The organism is Silvimonas iriomotensis (genome assembly GCF_014645535.1).
GTDB classification, from domain to species: Bacteria; Pseudomonadota; Gammaproteobacteria; order Burkholderiales; family Chitinibacteraceae; genus Silvimonas; species Silvimonas iriomotensis.
In genome coordinates, this window is the sequence record NZ_BMLX01000001.1 from 1,449,391 (window position 1) to 1,467,019 (window position 17,629).

Sequence of the window (17,629 nt, forward strand, 5' to 3'; positions counted from 1 at the left end):
CACCGACATGTCCGGCCAGGCCCAGCAAGTAAGCTCTATCACGTGGAATACCGGCTTGCCGGGCTTCCTGCGGCAAACCGACAACACACAAAGGAGACCGCAATGTTAGGCACCATCTTGTTAGTGATTCTTATCCTGATCCTCATCGGCGCGCTGCCTGCCTGGCCGCATAGCCGTAACTGGGGCTACGGGCCCAGCGGCGGCACCGGCGTTTTGCTGGTGGTGCTGATCGTGCTGCTGGTCATGGGCGTGGTCTGACCCGCCTGGTTTGAAACTCACTGTTCACCCCTGTCAAAAACCATGCTCTTTTTCAACAACGCGCCGTTTCAGGATCGAGGAGATGCTGTCATGGACACTTCAACAAAACGCTGGCGGGCCGGCGGGCTGATGCTTGATCTGCTGGCCGCCGCCGCCCTGTGCATGGCCATTGCCCAGGCACTCAATATGGGTAGACCGGCTGCGGCAGCCGCCGAGGAGTCGCCCGTTCCAGTCGCCATCATCAGCCCCACCGGGTTGATCATGCCGCAGGGGCGCGCCAATACGGCGTGTACGCCGATTGAGGACGCCGAATCCCCGCTGTTGCGGGGTTACGGCCGTTACCTGATCGCAGAGCACGCCCTGGCGGCCGGTGATCTACTCAGCCTGCCCGGCAGTTGTGCCCTCAAACACAGCGCCACGGCCGCACGGCCATCGACCGTCCGGCTGCAATTGAACGAAGAACACGAACTGGTTCAGCCAGATGGCCTGCGCCTGATCTGAACGGGCCAGGCCCCGTTGCAGCTCAGTTCAACCCTGCCCCTGTCAGCCCGCATGGACGTGCCAGTCCTGCGGGCTGGTTTTTTTGCGGATCAGCGCAAAACCAGGGCCGCAGCGTCGCTGTAGTCCTCTCCCCATAGCGCCCTTGCGTAAACCCGCACAGCAATCCCGTCCTTCACCGACATTTCCGCACTGGCCGGCGGTTCAAGATGGACTTGTCGGTTCGGGACACGCTGCCGGGGCAGAACGGTAGCCCCGTTCCGGCATATTGCCAATCCGCTATCAAAGGAGTTCATCATGACGTTGCCAGGCAATCAGTCGTATACCTCCACACCGCGAACCACCACCACGAACGCTGCCGGCATAAACGCACAGGTTATTGCCTCGCACGAGGTCGAAGGCTACAAGGTGGTCAATGAGCAAGGCGAACATCTGGGCAAGATTGACCAGTTTGTGCTGGATGTCACCAATGGTCGCGTCGCGTACGCAGTGCTGTCTTTTGGCGGCTTTCTGGGCATGGGCGACAAGCTGTTCGCCATTCCCTGGTCGGCCCTCAGACTGGATGAAGTCAATAAAGAGTTCATGCTGATCGGCGTGGACAAAGACACCCTCAAGAACGCGCCCGGGTTCGACAAGGACCACTGGCCGACCTTTGCCGACGAGCAATGGGCCAGCAACCTGCATAGCTATTACCGGGCCGATCCGTACTGGAAGGACAACCTGCCGCACTGATGCCGGCACGTTGTTCCCGCCCCGCCCCATGGGGGCGCAAATGGCCGCCAGCCTTGTGCTGGCGGCCTTTTTCATGCGGCGTGCCGTGGTTGTCGCCATGTCAGATGCGGACTACCCGGGCAGTCAGCCCTGCCGACAGCACATCGCGTCCGCCGCCCGACATTTCTGTAGCGCAGTACGCCGTACGATGCATCCATCGAACAAGCGAATACCGGCCCGGCCAGGCACCCGCTCAAACGCCAGGGACGGATTGATTGAATAAAACCCATAGAGAAAGGCAGCACATCATGAACGAATGCAAAGCCATCCGGGACGCACTGCATAACCGCACCACCAGTCTTGTGAGTTTGCTCAAACGCACGCAACGGCTGGCCATTGCTGCTGGTAACGTTCGGGTGCAACGCTGGGCTGACCATGAACTCAACGGTTATCCAGATGACGAAGCACTGCCCGAATACCGCGTCGTCAGCGCGCAGGCGTGGGTACGTTTGCAGGGCAACCAGGTGGTGATTGACGCCATGCTGATCTCGGGCGAGCTGATCCCCGCCTGGCTGCGTGAAGACCTGGCCTACAGCCACTTGCGCAACCCGGTGTCTGACTACATGCCGTATCTGTTGGGCAAACATGATGACGAACTGCGCGAGAACTGGCCGCGCCAGCTTGTCGCCCAGCTCAACGCGGAAACCCGCCCGTTTGTACCCGCCATGCGCTGCCTGGAAGGCTGGAAAACCATCCACCGCGGTGCCGTGTGCGAAATGGTGGCCTCTTGCCGCGACGAGCTGCTGTTTGCCTTGAACGAGATCGAATTTGGCTTCGGACAAAGCGTCGCGATCAATACCAGCATCAACGCCATCCAGCCAGAACCCCCGCTGCGCCCGGACCTGCGGCTTGCCACCGGCAGCCACTACGCAGGGCAAGAGCGCCGCATGGCTTAAGCCATTGCGCACAACGAAACCTGTGCGCCTTTTTTGCCAGACCGTTATTCCAATAACGCCAGAACCGCAAAGGAGTCCGTCATGTTGCACTACGCTGTTGTGTTCTTTGTGATTGCCCTGATCGCCGCACTGCTGGGTTTTACCGGCATCGCCGCTGGCGCAGCGGACATCGCCCGTATCCTGTTCTTCCTGTTCATCGTGATTTTCCTCGTCAGCATCGTGCTGGGCTTCCTCAGAGGCTGGTAGCGCACGCTGAACAGTCACGACTTACCTGTCGTTACTGATCCATCGTGTGAGCTTTGAACCTGTTTTCCCCTCCCTGCTCTACTTCGGCAACCGGATAGTCCCTGATGGGTTATCCGGTCTTTTTTTGGGCGGCGCATTTGCGTGCGCGGGCGCTTGGGGTTGTGCAGACAGGCTGGATGGGCACCAGGATTGCGGCGGCTGTCGTGGATGCCGGCTCAGGGCTGGTATGACGGAGTGTTGGGCGGGGTCAGGATGGGATACTCGATGGCGTGGTTGCGGGTAGCAAGGAACTGGCCACGCGCAAGGGTCCAGGGCTGGGGCCCGGCTCGACTCACACGGGTACTACTGCAGTGTTTGATCTACACCGCGCGCGCAACGCCCTGAGCGCGCTCACCGCTTCTCCATTACCCCTGCAAACAACGCGCTCTCCAGAAAGCCATCCAGCCACGTCCGTACTTGCGGATAAGGCGCGCTGGCAAACCAGCCTTTGTCGACATGGGCAAACTGCCGCACAAACGGCAGGATCGCCATATCCACAAGGCCGGCATGGGCACCTGCCAGCCACGGCTGGCCGTCAAGACGCTGTTCCAGCGTGCGCAAGAACACCTCGCCTTGTTGCCGATGCCCGGCCTGATCCAGTTCCGGATAACGCTCTGGGTATTTGTAGCGGTCCAGATTGCGTTTGAACTCGCCATCGTTGGTGGCCACCAGCTCGCGCGCGGCGTCATCCCAACCGCAGCCGGGCAGCCAGCCAAGCGGGTCATGCTGGTGGAGCGCCCACAACATGATGTCCAGGCTTTGTTCCAGCACCGTGCCATCGGCCAGCTGCAGCACGGGCACCGTGCCCTTGGGCGAGATCAGCAGCATGGCGGCCGGTTTGTCCCGCAGGCTGACTTCGTGATGCAACACCGGGATCTGGCTGGCCGCCAGCGCCAGCCGGGCGCGGATGGCGTAGGGGCAGCGGCGGAAGGTGTAAAGAACGGGGAGCGCTGCACTGGGCACGGCAAGCTTCTGTAGCGTGAGAAAACGCCATTATCCGGCGGGATCACCTGCGGGAAAAGCAAAACGCCAGCGCAAAAGGCGCTGGCGTTGCCGGAACGGGTCAGACACTGCTGCTTACTGACTCTTCACCGTGGTGTTGTCGACCAGGGAAGTCACGCCATCGACACCGGACACCACCGATTTGATCTCGGCGTGTTTGGCTTCGGTATTGATCTCGCCCGACAGCGTCACCACGCCGGCGCTGGTGGAGACATTGAGCGCCAGCGTGTTCAGGCCGGCGTCTTTGGCCAGGGCCGCTTTCACGCGTGTGGTGACGGTGGCGTCATCCAGTTTTGCCCCCGCCTTGGCAGAGGAATCTGCCAGCGCGTCTTTGGCACTGGAGGCCGCTGCGGCCATGTCAGAGGCGGCATCTTGCAGCTTGGCCGACGCAGAAGAATCGCCGCTGCCCGATTGCTGCGAGGTGGCGGGTGCTTCTGGCACCGAGGCCTCCATCGCCGCGCCGGACGCCACGCTGGATGCGGTCACGGGCTCGTTGTCGTCATGTTTCTGACAACCTGCAAGTACGCTGAACGCCAGCACGCTAAGGGCCAGCACAGATGGGGTAGAACTCAAGATACGCTTGACGGGCATTGGGTTAACTCCTTTGCTTTGAGCGCGATGGACAAACAAACGATCAGATCAGGTGGCGTGCCCGGCCTGCGCGGCCGGGACGAGGGTCAGTGAAACAGCAGGTAACACATCAGCAACAAAGAAAACGGCACCCCCAAAATCCACGCAACAAGATATTTGGCCATCGTCGTCACCTTGATGTTATTGCTCGGTGATTACAATGTATGACGATGCCCTGCTGCGGAATGTCCCACGGGTCCTGATTGCCCTGTAGGGGCCAGATGGTGCGTTTGTGGGTCTTGTCTGACACCACCCCGCCCCTGGGGTCAGCCACGGGCCGGGGTACGGGTGGTGGTTTCAGGCGGGCAGATCAGGCTGGCGCGGGTGGACGTTTTCAATCGTCTGCACCGCTTCGGAAAAATGCATGGATTTGTCAAAAAAGTGCTCGACACCCAGCATGCGCGCCCGCCGTTCGTACAGGCTGAAGGCATGATTGGTCAGCACGACGCGTACGGGTGGGTTCAGCTCGTTGTTCTTGATGTAGGACAGCACATCAAAACCCGTGCCCTCCAGCAATTCAAGATCAATCACCGCCAGATCAAAGCGCTGTTGCTTGAGCGCGGCGATGGCATCGTTGGCTGTCGCGGCAAAGGCGGTAAACACCACATGTCCGCTGGCCGACAAGGCTTCGACCAGCGCTTCGCGGATCAATACGGAGTCTTCGACCAGCAAGGCGGTAACCACCTGCCCGGTCCCGGTTTCAGACGGCGGGGACGTCAATTCTGTACTCATGATCCGTTCCGGACTGCGCGGTCAGGCGCTGGCGTCATCCGGCAGCGCATGCTACCGAAGTGATTCATTGTTATGCATGCGACAAAGAGATGATGGCCAGGCCGACAGCCGAGTTCACTGTGTGCATCTATATGGCATTCGACACTCAAACCATCCCCCCGTTTTTTCATGTCCGGCGGCGATGCGGCCCACTGGCCGCAACGCCCGGTCAGTTGATCAGTTGATCAGTTGATCAGTTGATCAGTTCATTCTTGATGGCGTAGTAGGTCAGATCAGCATTGGTTTTCAGGTTCATCTTTTCCAGCACGCGGGCCCGGTAGGTGCTCACGGTCTTGACGGACAAAAAGAGTTCGTTGGCGATGTCCGTGGGCGATTTGCCGCTGGCCAGCTTGTAGAACACCTGGAACTCGCGCTCTGAGAGCATTTCGTGCATGCGCTTGTCGCTGGGCTTGATCAACTCGTTGGCCAGCAGATCTGCCAGTTCAGCCGAGACATAGCGCCGGCCATTGCAGATGGTGCGGATGGCCTTGATGATCTCGGACGGATCGGCATCTTTGGACAGGTAGCCGCGGCAGCCAGAGCGGATCAGGTTGAGTGCGTACAACTCTTCGGCATAGCCGGAGAGAATCAGCACCGCCAGATCAGGCTTGATGCGCTGCATGTCGCGCAGAGTATCCACGCCGTTCTTGTCGGGCATGGAGATATCCAGCAAGACAATGTCGAAATCCTGCTTGCGGATCAATTGCAGGGCTTCCATACCGGAACTGGCCTCTGCCGTGACTTCCAGATCGTCTTCAAGCTCGATCAGTGAGCGCATACCCGATCTGACAATGCCGTGGTCGTCCACGAGCAAAATGCGTCGTTTGTTTGTGCTGTTCACCATGGTTGTCTTTGGGGGCGATGCACGGACCACCCCACTGCCTCTCTATCTGGATAAACGGAGTTTATTTGGTTTTGACCAGCCAGTCGGCCAGTTCATCGGCGTGTTCTTCCTCTACCGCCAGGATATCTTCCAGCAGGCGCCGCGTGGTCGGGTCCTTGTCGGCAATAAAGCGGACCAGTTCGCGGTACACGTCAATGGCAATGCGCTCGGCCACAAGATTCTCGCGGATCATCTCATGCAGGGTATCGACCTCGACATAATCAGAGTGCGCCCGGTCTGACAGCCCCTTGGGCGAGAAATCCGGCTTGCCGCCCAGTTGCACAATCCGTGCCGCCAGCTTGTCAGCGTGTTCCATTTCCTGCGCCGCGTGTACTTCGAACTCGGCAGCAATCGCTTCAGACTGGATACCTCTGGCCACATAGTGGTGCAGTTTGTAGCGCAGCACACAGACCAGTTCAGTGGCCAGTGCCTCGTTCAGCAGGCGGATCACCGTGCCAATATCGCCGGTATAGGTAGAGGTCTGGGCACCGTCGAGCACGTCCTTGCGCGCTTTTTCCCGAATCTCTCCGATATCGAGTACAAAATCATCGGTATGGGACATGTTTGGCTCCAAAGCGTGGCGCAACTGCCGACCCTTACGGCCACAAGCAGGTTACGCGCTGTGGTGTAAAATACGCGGTATCTGACACAACAACCCGCCCTGTGCACCGGCAGCCAGGCTGTCGGTCGGGGCAAGCGGTATCAGTAGTGTTGAAACCCACTATAGGCACCTTGCCCAGCCGGCCACAGGCGGGCGTCGCTGAAGGTGCTGTCAGCTCATTCCTACAAGGCAAACGGCAACGCGCGGGCGGGTGCGCGATGACGTCCAGGGCATGATGCATGCTCGGTTCGCGTACTGGAGTTCACAGATCACATGAAGAAAATGCTGCGTAATCTGCCCGGCATGCTCATGGCACTGGGCTGGCGTTTGCAGGCGGGGCTGGCGCTGGCAGTCTTGCTGCCCGTGCTGGCGGCTTTTTTGTCTGACACCTGGATTGGCCAGGCAGAAGAAGACAACACGGCCATCATCGCCACGCATCAACGCATCCGGGCCTTCCAGGACTTGCAACGGCTGTTGCTGGAGGCAGAATCCGCCCAGCGCGGTTTTCTGGTCAACGGCGATCTGCAATACCAGATGGCGTATGACCAGACCGTGCCCAAAATCCGTCAGTTGTCTGGCCAGATGGTGGACCGCTACGCCGAGGTGCAACCCAACAGCCCGCCCAGAGATGCCCGCCGGGTACAGCAGTTATCGATAGAGATCGGCGAGAAACTGTCTGAAATGGATATCGGCATCAGTTATGCGCGCAATGGTGATCTGGAACGCGGGCGGGAGCTGGTGAACACCAACCGCGGCTTTGAACTGGCCGCGTCGATCAGCCGCCGGATCGATGACCTGCTGACCAATGAACATCAGATTCTGGAGCAAGAACGGGCGGCCCGCCTGCGCGTGGTGCTGTATGTGCGGCTGGCGGTGGCAGCCGCCTGGGTACTGGTGCTGATCCTCAACCTGGGTTTGTTGCTGCTGTTTGCCAATCTGCTAGCGCAAAAGAACCGTCAGGCGCGCGACATGGCCCAGCGACATGCCGTGCTTGACGCCCGTATCCACGAAAAAACCAGCGCGCTGACTGCCTTGTCGATGGATTACCAGATGGGCGTGGAGCGTGAACGGGCCAAGCTGGCCCGGGAACTGCACGACGAGCTGGGCTCGATCCTGACCGCCACCAAAATGGATATCTCCTGGGTGCAGCGCGAGATCAAGGAACAGTACCCGGCCATTTTTGAAAAGCTCAAACGCACCTTGCGCAATCTGGATCAGGGCATCCAGTTCAAACGCCGCGTGGTGCAGGAACTGCATCCGTCGCTGCTGTCCACGTTCGGCCTGATCGCGTCGATCCGCTCACTGGCCGAAGACGCGGCCCAGCGCAGCAACTGGCAAATGGAGCTGTCCTTGCCCGATGACGAGACCAAAATCGACGAAACGCTGTCGTTGATCATTTACCGCATCGTGCAGGAAAGCCTGTCCAATGCCGCCAAATATGCCCAGGCCAGCAAGATCGGGATCACGCTGATGGTCGACGATGAACACATGAAGCTGGAGATCGAGGACAACGGCGTCGGCTGCAATCTGGATAACCTGCCTGGCGACACACACGGCCTGCAAGGCATCCGCCATCGCGCCACCGCCATTGGCGGCAAGCTGGAAATGCGCAGCGAGCCAGGCAAGGGGATGTATACCCGCGTGCTGTTGCCGCGCACCTTCATCAAAGAAAAACAGCACCCGAAGGTGCTGTCTTGAGTGAGCCGGTTCAGGGCGGCGCTTAGCTGTGTTGGTCAGCCGAGTTTTCCAGTTTTTCGCCACCCTTCTGGATATCCTGCCCTGCACCCTTGACGGTGTTGCAGGCAGACAGGCTGGCGGCGATCAACAAGGCAGCAAGTACGCAAACTCGTTTCATGACAACTCTCCTTGGTGTGTTGTGGGTCGCGCGGCAGGCGCGCCGCTGTTGGGTGATACCAATGTAACTGCTCGCCCGGCGCGGGAATGTCGCTGCAAGCTCCATTTTTTTGTCGTCTACTTCCTACAACAAGGCCGATTTTCGAAGACGTTGCGCGCAGAACGCGGCAAAAAAAAGAAGCCGCGTTGCGAGATGGCGGCTCTCACAACGCGGCAGCACCCTGACAAAGGAGAGGCAACCGCAGACGCGGTCTGGGCGGGTGCAAGTCAGGTAGCCAGGCGGCTACCCCGTGCAGTCGGTACGGACAATCAGTGTTTGGTAGTACGCACAGTCCGCTTTGCGTCTTCGCGGGCGTCACCCACGGCAGCCTGGACCTTGCCGGCGTTCTTTTGCAGATTGCCCTTCAGCTGGGTGCCCGGATTACCGGTGGCCTTGCCCACGGTTTCCTTGACGGCGCCCTTGGCTTCATTGATGCGGCCTTTCACTTGATCCTTGTTCATGATGCTTTCCTCTTTGTCTGTTCAGAAAATGACAGGAAATGCAGGTATTCAGCGTTTGCCGGAAGACATCCCGGTATCGCTCTGCACGGAAATCATGGTACGGCGTGCGACGCAAGCAAACTGTGGGCACGCAGCCGTTTCTTGCGTCAGTCCTTGTCTGTCACACCCCGGCAAAAGGCTGACAACCTGCCCTTCGTGCCCGTGACAGCGCGAGGTAGGAATTTGTCCTGGATGATTTATCATGACTTTGTACTTTCCGGAGATAAAGCATTGATCGCCCCCAGCCTGCATCCTGAGGAAAAGGCCCGACTCGAAGCGCTGCAAACCATGTGTGTACTGGACACGCCGCCAGTGCACGAGCTTGATCGCATTACCCGGATGGCCAGCCGGCTGTTTGACGTGCCCATCGCGCTGGTGTCGCTGGTTGACACCAACCGGCAGTGGTTCAAGTCGCGCGTGGGTCTGGACGCGTCGGAAACACCCCGTGATATCTCGTTTTGCGGCCACGCCATTCTGGCGCCGGGCGCGCTTGTCGTGCGCAATGCCACCCGTGACGTGCGCTTTGCCGACAACCCGCTGGTCGTCGGCCCGCCCTTTATCCGTTTCTACGCCGGCCAGCCGATCCGCTCGCTGGAAGGCCACCCGATCGGCACCTTGTGCCTGATCAGCCCGCACCCGCGCGAGTTTTCCGATACCGATGCCGATACCCTGCGTGATCTGGGGGCGATTGTTGAACAGTATTTCGGCCAGCAAGAATCGTTCATGCGCGCGCACCGCGCCGAGCGGGAACTGGCGCATTCGCAGACGCTGTTCGAGAAAACCTTCGAACACGCCGCCGTCGGTATCGCGGTGGTTTCTACTGAAGGCAGCTGGCAGCGCGTTAACCAGCAGCTGTGCCAGATGCTGGGCTACACCGAGGCCGAATTACTGCACAAGACTTTTCAGGAAATCACCCACCCGGACGATCTGGCGGGCGATCTGGAACTGGTTGGCAAAGTACTCGCCGGCGAGATCAACAGCTACACACTGGAAAAACGCTATCTGCACGCCAACGGCGCGGTGGTGTGGGTTTTGCTGACCGTTTCACTCTTTTATGACGAGTTCGACAAGTCGCGCTCGTTCATTGCCATCATCAATGACATCACCCAGCGCAAGCAGATGGAAAACGAGCTGCTGAGCCTGCAGGCGGATCTGGAGCTGCGGGTGCAGACGCGCACGCAAGAGTTGTCATCCGCGCTGGCCCAACTGCGGGAAGAAATGGGCCTGCGCGAGGCCATGCAGCATTCATTGCAGCTGGAAAAAGAGCGTTTTCGCCTTACCCTGGCCAATGCGACCGACGCGTTTATCGAACTGGACCCGCAAGGCGCCATCACCGCCTGGAATCAGGCTGCGGAGCAGATTCTGGGCTGGTCACGCGACGAAGTATTGCACTGCCAGGCCCAGGAGCTGGTGATCCCCGCCGGCTTGCGCGCGCCTGGCCGTAAGGGGTTTGACCAGTTCGTCGGTAGTGATCGCGGCAAGAAATCGCACATCCAGTTTCCGGCGTTGCGCAAAGACGGCTCCGAGTTTCCGGCTGAACTCACGCTGGCGGAAAACACCATTGAAGGCCAGCGTATCGTCAACGCCTTCTTGCGGGATATCTCGCAACGCAAGGCCGACGAGCAAGAGATTCTCTCCAGCCGCTGGCGCCTGCGCTTGTTGACGGACAACATGCCCGGCCCGATCAGCCACGTGGACGAAAACCTGTGCTACCTGTTTACCAATCGCACCTATGAAGCCTGGTTTGGCGGCAGCAATGGCAGCCTGCTTGGCAAGCATATGGCCGAAGTTGTGGATGCAGCGGCGCTGGCCACGGCGCAGCCTTATATTGCCCAGGCGCTGGCCGGCAAGCAGGTCACCTATGAAAACCAGGTGGTCCGCCCGGAAGGCACGCTGTATACCCACACCACGCTGGTGCCGGAAATCCGTGCAGATGGTCATGTGCAGGGCTTTTACACGCTCTCGCAAGACATCACCGAGCGCAAGGTGCTGGAAAACAAACTGGCGTTTGAGGCAGCGCATGACCCGTTGACCGGGCTGCCCAATCGCCGCGCCTTCATGCGCATCCTGCATGAAACCATTGCCCGCAGCCGCCGCAGCGCGCTGGGGATCGGCTTGCTGTTTCTTGATCTGGATGGTTTCAAACAGATCAACGACACGCTCGGCCACGAGTTTGGCGACAAGGTGCTGCAAACCTTTGCCGATACGCTCAGCCGTACCGTGCGTGAAACCGACATTGTGTCGCGGCTGGCCGGGGACGAATTCACCATCATCCTGGAAGGGCTTGATAGTCCGGAGGCCGCCGCCAGTCTTGTCGCGACCAAGGTGCTTGATCAGATCGGGCAAGTGGCACAGATTGCCGGCAAGCCCGTGGCGCTGCGTTCGAGTATCGGCATTGCCACCTGCTCTGGCGCATGCACGCTGACGGCCGATCAGCTACTGGCCGTGGCCGACGCGGCCATGTATCGCGCCAAAGCCAGCGGCAAACACACTTTTGCCGTCAATTAGTGCCCGCCTGACGCCAGAAACAACAAAGCCCCGCGCTGGCGGGGCTTTGTACTGGTAACTGGTGCAAGGCATCTCGGACTCAGCCCTGCAGAAGTCATTCCCTTGGGAATGCACGCATCTTAAGGGCTGATTGTGACGGTGGCATGACAAGTTTTCAGCGCTGCGTGTCACTTTTCACGCGGCTAAACCGTTGCATCCAGCCAGCCGCCCGCAAAGCCCGCCCGCCGCAAACCGGCGCCAATATAGCTGCACTGGCGCATCCAGTCCCACACCGTGCCGTGCAGATGATTCTCGATCATCAACACCACCGGGCCCTGATCGATACCGAAATGCCAGGGCGAAACCCAGCCGTATGGGCCGTCCACTGACTCCGGCCAGGTCGGATTGAAACTGGCCTTGAAGCCATATGGATTACCCGTGTGCAGATCCAGTTCATGCACAAAGTAATCAATGCACGGCAGCACGATATCGGGCGCAAACGGCAACGAGGCCACCACCACCCACGGCGCCAGCGTGCCGTCATCCGGGCCGTGCGGCACGCCGCGTGCGACGTAGTCGTAGAACTCGCGCATGACGCCATCGACCATGCGCCGGGCCGGGCCAGGACCATCAGACGCCGTAATACCCCAGCAGTACTCGCCATAGCCTTTGAAGCCGCGCGGGTTATCCATGGCGTAGCGCTGTTGTACCAGCGTGGCGCGGCGGCTGTTCTCAAAATAATCGATGCCTTTGCCACGCATGAACTCGTCCTGAATGCCCCGGAAATCCACCCACACATGCGACAACTGATGCGTGAACATGGAACCGGAATACAGATAATCCACGCCGTAATTGCGCTGCCATTGATAGCCCGACGCCCAGGTCTGGTAGCTCTCTGGCGGCAAGGCATGCGTGGGCGAGCCAAGGCCCAGCACATAGAGCAGCAAGGCTTCGTCATAGCCCTCCCACAGCGATGGCAAAAACCCGGCCTCCGGCGTCCAGCCCATGGACACGGCAGAAAACCCGCCCATGGCCCACACCCAGTCTGCCCGCCGATACAACTCATCCGCCAGGCTGCGAATCTCGCACTCGGCCGGATCATCTTGCTGAAAGAACTGGGCGCAACTGAGCGCGCCAGCCAGCAAAAACGCGGTATCGATGGTGGAAAGCTCGCACTGGCCAAAACGGCGGCCGGTCTGCATATCCAGAAAGTGATAGTAAAACCCGTGATGCCCGGTGGCATCGGGCTCTGGCCCGTGCGGGGCATGCCAGAAGAAACGCAAGGTGGCCAGCACCCGCGCCACGGCCGTTTGCCGCGGCACAAAACCGCGCATGACGCCAACAGGCCAGGACGCCAGCCCCATGCCCACCGCGGCAATGCTGGCCGGCCAGTCAGGCGCGGTCTTGTCGAGCACGAGGCCGTTGTGCGGGTTGGTCTCGTGCTCAAAATAACCAAAAGCCGCGCGCTGGATATCGGTCAGAGTGTCAGCAGAAATGGCAACGCCTCCTTGCTTGTGATCAGTCGCCCCGGTCACGGCGGGGTCTGCGTTGTGATGCGCAAAACCCGGCTCGGTTCCCCAACGTTGCAACCAGCGTACAGTTGCTGACAGTACGATTCATCTGAGCCTGCACGCTTTGTAGCTTATGAACTAGAATAAAGCCGTCATGTTGACACCCGATTGCAAGAGATTATGTCTGAACACCAATCGCCTGATATTTCCGGTTCCAAGCTTAACGAACAGCGCTTTCATATCCTGGAGCAGATTGCCCAGGAAATGGGCGGCAATATCGTGTTCCCGGTCTGCTTTGAAATTACCGCCAAGATCAGCCTGGTGATGCGCAGCAAAGCGCCGACCATTCAGAAAATTGCAGTCGAGATCCAGAAAGACCCGCTGGTTACCAGCAAGATCCTGAAGCTGGCCAACTCTGTGACCTACAACCCCGGCGGCGCCAATGTCACCGATCTGAACCAGGCCTTGATGCGCATCGGCATGCAGGCGACGCGCTCGCTGGCCCTGGCGTGCGCCATGGAACAGATGTCGCAATCGAAGGCGGTCTCGCCGTTTGAAGCTTTCTCGCGCGAGATTCTGCTGCACAGCCTGAAAGCATCGATGGTGGCGCGGGTACTGGCGCAAAAGCTGGCGCCGCACCTGCATGCCGACAGCGCCATGCTGGCAGGTCTGGTACATGATCTGGGCGCGTTCTACATCCTGCACCACGCAGTGCGTTACCCGGAACTCGTAGAACGGCCTGATTCGGTGAAGTATCTGGTAGCGCAATGGCATGAAAGCATCGGCGTGATCTTGCTGGATGCGCTGGGCCTGCCGGAAGAAGTGGTCGAATCCGCCGCAGACCATGATTTCCCGCGCACGACGCCGGTCGAGCATCTGCGTTCGCTGGCAGATGTCGTCTACGTCGCCAACCTGTGGGCTGACGGGCTCAACGAAGTGCAAAAGCTGGACGCCCCCGGCACCGCCATCGAGCCGCCAGAACTGACCAATCCCAAATATGTGGCCCTCCAGCCCGAATTTGAAGCCGCAGTTGCCGACTTCATGAGCACCTGGTAAGCCCTTCGCCCCGGCCAGCATCTGCCGGGGCCTTCATCCAATCTGTTTTTACCTTCATTGCGGACACTGCCGACCATGAGCAGCTTGCCCATTGCCGTGCTTCTTGCATTCCTGATGTTGCTGGCCGCCGCTGCAGGCGCCGCGTGGTCTGCCCGGCAGCGCAACCAAAGCGCAAACAGCGCATCCCAAAGCAGCCTGAGTGCCGTCGAAACGGGCTTGTTTGGTTTGCTGGGGCTGTTGCTGGCCTTCACCTTTTCTGGCGCGGCATCACGCTTTGATAACCGCGCCAGCCTGCTGGTGGATGCCGCCAATGCTTTGCACGGCGTCATTTTGCGGGCAGACCTCTACCCGCCGGCAGAACGGGCCGAGCTGCGCAGCGCGCTGCGGCTTTATCTGGATGCCCAGATCGCCTTCTATGACGAGGAGCATGACAAAACGGCCCGCCAGAACATCATTCAGCGCAGCGACGATCTGCAGCAGCAAATCTGGAACAAGGTGGCGAACTGGTCGCACGAACCCGCCAACGGCCTTGCCAGCACCCAGACGATCAATGCGCTGGACCGGGCATTTTCGCTGGCGGCCAGCCGGCAGATCGCCGCTCAGGCCCGGTTGCCCGGCACCATCATCTGGCTCTTGTTCATCATGGCGACGGCCACCGCGTATACCAGCGGGTATGTTCATGGCGGCCGGGGCCGTTTCAGCTGGGCGGGTTATCTGGGTTTTGCCCTGCTAACCGCCATGGTGGTGTACGTGACGCTGGACCTGGACAGCCCCGGGCAAGGGCTGATCCGGCGCGACGTGCAGGAATATTCCTTCACGGCGTTGCGCCCGCTACTGGCTACACCGTAAGCGACACTGTCAGAAGATTGATGCAGGGCAACAGTGATCCCCCGTGAACCACGGTGCGGCACACACAGTGCGACCCGGAACAGCAATAACAAATCAAGGGAGAAACACCGTGAATGCCTGCATCCGCCCACGCCAGCGCGCAGTCGGTATGTTTGTCATCAGTCAGCTTGCCGCGCTCCTGGCGCTGATTTACGCGCCCGCACAGGCCGAAATCACGCTACTGCACCCCTCCAGCACGCTCAAGACCGGCAGCCCGCTCTCGTTTACGCTGTTGCTGGACAACCCAGGCCAGCAAGACACCACCATCACCCTGCCCGCGACCTTGCACGCCATGGTCAGCAGCCCGGACTTTCCCGTCGTGCCGGTCGAGCTGCAACGCGCTGCCAACAGCCCGGATACCGTCACCCTGGCGCCAGGGGCTTACCGCAAGGTGGCCTATGAAGCGGCACTGCCGGCCAATCTGCGCGGCACCATCCGGGTTCAACTCAATGGCTTTGATACCGCGCCCGTCCTGATCGCGCTGGGCGCGGCCCCGACCGGCCAGCCTGCCACCGCAGACACTGGTGCGACCGCCACTACTGCGTCGGCAGCAGAAAGCGCCGCGCCGCATCAGTCTCCGCAAGATGACGGCGTGCCCGCGCCACCGGCCACCGTCGCAACGCCCGGTCAGCAGGCGACACCGCCCACTTTGCTGCGGGCAGCCGAAGCACGGCTATCGCCTTATGAACCCATGTACTTTGGCATTGGCAAAAATGGCGACGTGACGTCCAAGTTCCAGATCAGCTTTAAATACCGGCTGGGCTTGCCGGAGAACCCGGCCTCGCGCAGTTTTCTGGACAACCTGTACTTCAGCTTCACCGAGCGATCCATGTGGAATCTCTCGGAAGACTCGCACCCGTTTGAAGACAGCAGCTATATGCCCAGCCTGTTCTACTACGTGCCCGATACGGGCATCAAAGCAGACTGGTTCAGCCGGCTGGGCCTTGAAACCGGCGTGCGGCACGAATCCAATGGCAAGGCCGGGGACGACTCGCGCAGCATCAACTACGCCTTTGTGCGGCCCATCCTGCATTTTGGCGACCCGCTCAAGGGCGAGTGGGTGGTCGCGCCCAAGCTGTACTATTACCCGCCCGGCAGCGACAACGCCGATATGCGCAACTATCGCGGCTTTCTTGATCTGGATGTCATCTATGGCACGCAGGATGGCTGGCAACTGGCTACCACACTGCGTAAAGGCACCCAGTCGGACTACGGCAGCGCGGAATTCCAGTTCACTTACCCCATGGCCCGGCTCTGGCCTGCGGTGGGCGGGTTCTTCTTTGCCGACTTCTTTACCGGCTATGGCGAGAACATGCTGGACTACAAATCGCACAGCAATGTCGTACGCTTTGGTTACAGCATTACGCGCCAGACCTGGTAGCCGCCACGTTTTGCCCATAAAAAATGCCGGCTTGCATGCCGGCATTTTTTCTTTGAAGCTGGCCGCATCAATCAGCCGCGTTTTTCACAGTTGATCATCCAGGGGATGCCAAAACGGTCGGTCAGCATGGCAAAACGTTGCGCCCAGAATGTTTCCTGGATCGGCATATCAACCGCCACAGCACCGTCGGCCAGACCGGCATAAACCCGATCAGCCTCTTCCGGCGTATCCAGCAGCACAGACACGGCAAAACCTTGCGGCTTTTTGGCGTACACGGGCGGCGCGTCAGAACCCATCAAGATGCGGCCATTTGCTTCAAGGCGGGCGTGCACGATCTTCTCGCCCCATTCCGGCGGCGGTTCATTGCCCGGCGGCATATCGCCGTGCTTCATCATCATCAGGATCTTGCCGTTAAACAATTTGGCGTAGAAATTGAATGCTTCTTCACAGGTACCGTCAAAATTCAGATAAGGCGTGAAATCCATTACCGACTCCTTCCGTTCAGTGAGTAGCGCGCTCGCGCAGATTTGTTTCTTGCTTGCGTACAGCATCGGCCATTTCCGCGCCAAAATCTTCAGCCTCGAAAACCTGCCGTAACTCCAGTTGCACCTTGCCGCCAGCATCTATGGCGGGCCAGCGCTTGACCCATTCCAGCGCTTCTTCGCGTGATTTGACCTCAATCATCGTAAAGCCGGCAATCAGCTCTTTGGCCTCGGCAAATGGCCCATCTGTAACCACAGGCTTGCCATCGGCAAAACTGACGCGCATGCCTTTGGCGGAAGGCTGCAGCCCCACCCCATCCAGCATCACACCGGCCTGAATCATCTCTTCGTTGTATTTCATCATGGCGTTGATCAATTCCTGGCTGGGCATCACCCCGGCCTCGGTCGCCTGATCTGCTTTACGGATAATCATGAATCGCATTGTCATATTCCTTCTGTGCCTTGAAGAAAATCCAGCACGGCAGGCGCTGATGATTTGCGGCACTCAAGGGTACGACGAATCAGCCAACGAGAAATCGACAATCAAAATCCGTAAAACTCCAGATAATTGATAAGCAATTGAATATAAAGGATTTTAAATGATCAATTTATCGGTCAAAGCGATTGAAATATCGATGACCGGCAGCGCGGAACGCGCAATGCGGGGGTAAAAGCAAAACGCCCGTACAGGTATCTGTACGGGCGTTCTATATGGGTGTCTGGCAATGTCCTACTTTCACACGGGTAATCCGCACTATCATCGGCGCTAAGTCGTTTCACGGTCCTGTTCGGGATGGGAAGGCGTGGGGCCAACTCGCTATGGTCGCCAGACGTA

General features: G+C 59.4%; 20 protein-coding genes and 1 rRNA gene. 10 read left to right on the forward strand and 11 right to left on the reverse strand.

Going from position 1 to position 17,629, the window contains the following annotated elements; translation table 11 throughout:
• Positions 1–102: 102 nt before the first annotated feature.
• The 5 genes from IEX57_RS06485 to IEX57_RS06505 all read left to right on the forward strand — a co-directional run bounded on the left by IEX57_RS06485 (position 103) and on the right by IEX57_RS06505 (position 2,669).
• Positions 103–258, forward strand: a complete 156-nt coding sequence (locus IEX57_RS06485) for a DUF3309 family protein (RefSeq protein WP_188703393.1) — start codon at positions 103–105, stop codon at positions 256–258.
• A gap of 90 nt (positions 259–348) precedes the next feature.
• A complete protein-coding gene (locus tag IEX57_RS06490) occupies positions 349–759 on the forward strand; it encodes a hypothetical protein (protein WP_188703394.1) in 411 nt (136 codons plus the stop codon).
• Positions 760–1,053: 294 nt separating this feature from the next.
• Positions 1,054–1,488 (forward strand): PRC-barrel domain-containing protein, encoded by a 435-nt coding sequence (locus IEX57_RS06495; protein ID WP_188703395.1) that lies wholly within the window; start codon positions 1,054–1,056, stop codon positions 1,486–1,488.
• A 287-nt stretch (positions 1,489–1,775) separates the two neighbouring features.
• Positions 1,776–2,423 (forward strand): AbiTii domain-containing protein, encoded by a 648-nt coding sequence (locus IEX57_RS06500; RefSeq protein WP_188703396.1) that lies wholly within the window; start codon positions 1,776–1,778, stop codon positions 2,421–2,423.
• Between the two features lie 81 nt (positions 2,424–2,504).
• A complete protein-coding gene (locus tag IEX57_RS06505; RefSeq protein WP_188703397.1) occupies positions 2,505–2,669 on the forward strand; it encodes a DUF1328 domain-containing protein in 165 nt (54 codons plus the stop codon).
• 390 nt (positions 2,670–3,059) lie between these two features.
• Here the strand turns inward: IEX57_RS06505 and IEX57_RS06510 are convergent, their stop codons facing one another.
• The 5 genes from IEX57_RS06510 to IEX57_RS06530 all read right to left on the reverse strand — a co-directional run bounded on the left by IEX57_RS06510 (position 3,060) and on the right by IEX57_RS06530 (position 6,556).
• Positions 3,060–3,671 carry a glutathione S-transferase gene (locus IEX57_RS06510; protein WP_188703398.1) on the reverse strand — a complete coding sequence of 204 codons (612 nt, stop codon included), beginning with the start codon at positions 3,669–3,671 and terminating at the stop codon, positions 3,060–3,062.
• Between the two features lie 114 nt (positions 3,672–3,785).
• Positions 3,786–4,301 (reverse strand): BON domain-containing protein, encoded by a 516-nt coding sequence (locus tag IEX57_RS06515; protein WP_188703399.1) that lies wholly within the window; start codon positions 4,299–4,301, stop codon positions 3,786–3,788.
• A gap of 336 nt (positions 4,302–4,637) precedes the next feature.
• Complete coding sequence (locus IEX57_RS06520; protein WP_188703400.1) at positions 4,638–5,072, reverse strand: response regulator; 435 nt, start codon at positions 5,070–5,072, stop codon at positions 4,638–4,640.
• A gap of 232 nt (positions 5,073–5,304) precedes the next feature.
• Positions 5,305–5,955, reverse strand: coding sequence for a response regulator (locus IEX57_RS06525; RefSeq protein ID WP_188703401.1), 651 nt, complete (start codon positions 5,953–5,955; stop codon positions 5,305–5,307).
• Between the two features lie 61 nt (positions 5,956–6,016).
• Entirely contained in the window at positions 6,017–6,556 is a 540-nt protein-coding gene (locus IEX57_RS06530; protein ID WP_188703402.1) for a ferritin-like domain-containing protein, read from the reverse strand.
• 312 nt (positions 6,557–6,868) lie between these two features.
• Here IEX57_RS06530 and IEX57_RS06535 point away from each other — a divergent pair, with 312 nt between their 5' ends.
• Positions 6,869–8,293 (forward strand): CHASE3 domain-containing protein, encoded by a 1,425-nt coding sequence (locus IEX57_RS06535; RefSeq protein ID WP_188703403.1) that lies wholly within the window; start codon positions 6,869–6,871, stop codon positions 8,291–8,293.
• Positions 8,294–8,315: 22 nt separating this feature from the next.
• On the opposite strand, the gene IEX57_RS06540 is transcribed toward IEX57_RS06535, so the two are convergent.
• Positions 8,316–8,450, reverse strand: coding sequence for an entericidin A/B family lipoprotein (locus tag IEX57_RS06540; RefSeq protein WP_188703404.1), 135 nt, complete (start codon positions 8,448–8,450; stop codon positions 8,316–8,318).
• Positions 8,451–8,758: 308 nt separating this feature from the next.
• Positions 8,759–8,950, reverse strand: coding sequence for a CsbD family protein (locus IEX57_RS06545; protein ID WP_188696075.1), 192 nt, complete (start codon positions 8,948–8,950; stop codon positions 8,759–8,761).
• A 270-nt stretch (positions 8,951–9,220) separates the two neighbouring features.
• Between IEX57_RS06545 and IEX57_RS06550 the strand changes: the two genes are divergently transcribed.
• Positions 9,221–11,497, forward strand: coding sequence for a PAS domain S-box protein (locus IEX57_RS06550; protein WP_188703405.1), 2,277 nt, complete (start codon positions 9,221–9,223; stop codon positions 11,495–11,497).
• Between the two features lie 182 nt (positions 11,498–11,679).
• Here the strand turns inward: IEX57_RS06550 and IEX57_RS06555 are convergent, their stop codons facing one another.
• The gene (locus IEX57_RS06555; protein ID WP_229708809.1) at positions 11,680–13,065 is read right to left on the reverse strand and encodes a glucoamylase family protein; all 1,386 of its coding nucleotides are present in this window, start codon (positions 13,063–13,065) and stop codon (positions 11,680–11,682) included.
• A 102-nt stretch (positions 13,066–13,167) separates the two neighbouring features.
• On the opposite strand from IEX57_RS06555, the gene IEX57_RS06560 reads away from it, so the two are divergent.
• From IEX57_RS06560 to IEX57_RS06570, 3 genes are all read left to right on the forward strand, one after another.
• A complete protein-coding gene (locus tag IEX57_RS06560; protein ID WP_188703406.1) occupies positions 13,168–14,043 on the forward strand; it encodes an HDOD domain-containing protein in 876 nt (291 codons plus the stop codon).
• A 75-nt stretch (positions 14,044–14,118) separates the two neighbouring features.
• A complete protein-coding gene (locus tag IEX57_RS06565) occupies positions 14,119–14,892 on the forward strand; it encodes a bestrophin-like domain (protein WP_188703407.1) in 774 nt (257 codons plus the stop codon).
• A 109-nt stretch (positions 14,893–15,001) separates the two neighbouring features.
• Positions 15,002–16,312 (forward strand): phospholipase A, encoded by a 1,311-nt coding sequence (locus IEX57_RS06570; RefSeq protein WP_188703408.1) that lies wholly within the window; start codon positions 15,002–15,004, stop codon positions 16,310–16,312.
• Between the two features lie 71 nt (positions 16,313–16,383).
• On the opposite strand, the gene IEX57_RS06575 is transcribed toward IEX57_RS06570, so the two are convergent.
• From IEX57_RS06575 to rrf, 3 genes are all read right to left on the reverse strand, one after another.
• Positions 16,384–16,797, reverse strand: coding sequence for a VOC family protein (locus IEX57_RS06575; RefSeq protein ID WP_188703409.1), 414 nt, complete (start codon positions 16,795–16,797; stop codon positions 16,384–16,386).
• Positions 16,798–16,813: 16 nt separating this feature from the next.
• Complete coding sequence (locus IEX57_RS06580; protein ID WP_229708812.1) at positions 16,814–17,299, reverse strand: YciI family protein; 486 nt, start codon at positions 17,297–17,299, stop codon at positions 16,814–16,816.
• Positions 17,300–17,511: 212 nt separating this feature from the next.
• A 5S ribosomal RNA gene (rrf, locus tag IEX57_RS06585) occupies positions 17,512–17,625 on the reverse strand.
• Between the last annotated feature and the right edge of the window lie 4 nt (positions 17,626–17,629).

What these genes read in the sequence shown, in the direction of transcription:
- IEX57_RS06485 (WP_188703393.1), top strand. Translation starts at nt 103, where the DNA reads ATGTTAGGCACCATCTTGTTAGTGATTCTTATCCTGATCCTCATCGGC.
- IEX57_RS06490 (WP_188703394.1), top strand. Translation starts at nt 349, where the DNA reads ATGGACACTTCAACAAAACGCTGGCGGGCCGGCGGGCTGATGCTTGAT.
- IEX57_RS06495 (WP_188703395.1), top strand. Translation starts at nt 1,054, where the DNA reads ATGACGTTGCCAGGCAATCAGTCGTATACCTCCACACCGCGAACCACC.
- IEX57_RS06500 (WP_188703396.1), top strand. Translation starts at nt 1,776, where the DNA reads ATGAACGAATGCAAAGCCATCCGGGACGCACTGCATAACCGCACCACC.
- IEX57_RS06505 (WP_188703397.1), top strand. Translation starts at nt 2,505, where the DNA reads ATGTTGCACTACGCTGTTGTGTTCTTTGTGATTGCCCTGATCGCCGCA.
- IEX57_RS06515 (WP_188703399.1), bottom strand. Translation starts at nt 4,301, where the DNA reads ATGCCCGTCAAGCGTATCTTGAGTTCTACCCCATCTGTGCTGGCCCTT.
- IEX57_RS06520 (WP_188703400.1), bottom strand. Translation starts at nt 5,072, where the DNA reads ATGAGTACAGAATTGACGTCCCCGCCGTCTGAAACCGGGACCGGGCAG.
- IEX57_RS06525 (WP_188703401.1), bottom strand. Translation starts at nt 5,955, where the DNA reads ATGGTGAACAGCACAAACAAACGACGCATTTTGCTCGTGGACGACCAC.
- IEX57_RS06530 (WP_188703402.1), bottom strand. Translation starts at nt 6,556, where the DNA reads ATGTCCCATACCGATGATTTTGTACTCGATATCGGAGAGATTCGGGAA.
- IEX57_RS06535 (WP_188703403.1), top strand. Translation starts at nt 6,869, where the DNA reads ATGAAGAAAATGCTGCGTAATCTGCCCGGCATGCTCATGGCACTGGGC.
- IEX57_RS06540 (WP_188703404.1), bottom strand. Translation starts at nt 8,450, where the DNA reads ATGAAACGAGTTTGCGTACTTGCTGCCTTGTTGATCGCCGCCAGCCTG.
- IEX57_RS06545 (WP_188696075.1), bottom strand. Translation starts at nt 8,950, where the DNA reads ATGAACAAGGATCAAGTGAAAGGCCGCATCAATGAAGCCAAGGGCGCC.
- IEX57_RS06560 (WP_188703406.1), top strand. Translation starts at nt 13,168, where the DNA reads ATGTCTGAACACCAATCGCCTGATATTTCCGGTTCCAAGCTTAACGAA.
- IEX57_RS06565 (WP_188703407.1), top strand. Translation starts at nt 14,119, where the DNA reads ATGAGCAGCTTGCCCATTGCCGTGCTTCTTGCATTCCTGATGTTGCTG.
- IEX57_RS06575 (WP_188703409.1), bottom strand. Translation starts at nt 16,797, where the DNA reads ATGGATTTCACGCCTTATCTGAATTTTGACGGTACCTGTGAAGAAGCA.